Genomic DNA, 522 nt, shown 5'->3' on the forward strand with positions numbered 1-522 from the left:
GGCCTCATCTAGAATCGGGGCGCCGAGTAGACGTAGAGAGGCCTTGGAAGTAACTTGGATGTTCGGGGCAACGTTATTGAATTTGGTTACAATGTCATTGCGGGAATCTGCAGGTGTCGATGGTTGGATAAAGAGCTCGCATAAAAAGTTACTGGTATTAATAAGTTTCCTTACCAATTGCGATGCTTACATTGCATTGCATTAAATTTTTGTTTCGCTATATCTTTAAAATAGCTAAATAGGATTTTTTTTATTCGTGTTTCTGGTATTGTTTTCAGATCGATCGGTGCGCACGGTGTATGACTTGACATAAAATGTAAATATGATTGAAGTGTTTATAGTTGTACAACTCAACAGTGTGCATCAATATTTTTGAAGATCGATCGCTATTGTAAAGCTTCAGTTCATTATGCGTACAATTATAAGCTGAAATAATTTCATCGTGAGTTACATCAATTAAATGCAGTAAAATTTTGCACCTTTCTATGTGCTTTAAAAATTTGTGTCCGAGCCCAACTCCAA

Annotated in this window: 1 pseudogene; it reads right to left on the minus strand. The window is 36.6% G+C overall.

The features are described 5' to 3' along the window. Positions 1 to 370: 370 nt before the first annotated feature. Positions 371 to 522 (minus strand): annotated as a pseudogene (locus ACJ5GX_RS06785) (GTPase ObgE); the annotation flags it as partial.

Source organism: Wolbachia endosymbiont of Tuta absoluta, from assembly GCF_059414725.1.